The sequence below is a fragment of the Salmonella sp. NW884 genome (assembly GCF_051700745.1).
Classification (GTDB): Bacteria; Pseudomonadota; Gammaproteobacteria; order Enterobacterales; family Enterobacteriaceae; genus Salmonella; species Salmonella enterica.
Genome location: NZ_JAMMDE010000057.1, coordinates 1 through 276, shown reverse-complemented (window position 1 = coordinate 276; position 276 = coordinate 1). Strand labels below are relative to the sequence as shown.

Annotated in this window: 1 tRNA gene and 1 rRNA gene; both read right to left on the bottom strand. The window is 54.0% G+C overall.

Annotation, left to right across the window (positions count from 1 at the left end):
• Positions 1–78: ribosomal RNA gene (gene rrf, locus NA197_RS23505) — 5S ribosomal RNA — on the bottom strand; the annotation flags it as partial.
• A gap of 39 nt (positions 79–117) precedes the next feature.
• Positions 118–193 (bottom strand) — tRNA-Thr (locus tag NA197_RS23500).
• Positions 194–276: the final 83 nt, after the last annotated feature.

Here is a 276-nt window from a genome sequence, read left to right as displayed (position 1 = left end):
ACTACCATCGGCGCTACGGCGTTTCACTTCTGAGTTCGGCATGGGGTCAGGTGGGACCACCGCGCTACTGCCGCCAGACAAATTCTTTTTCAAATGCCGAACTTTAACCGTATTAAGTGGTGCTGATACCCAGAGTCGAACTGGGGACCTCACCCTTACCAAGGGTGCGCTCTACCAACTGAGCCATATCAGCACACTAAATTTGATGCCTGGCAGTTCCCTACTCTCGCATGGGGAGACCCCACACTACCATCGGCGCTACGGCGTTTCACTTCT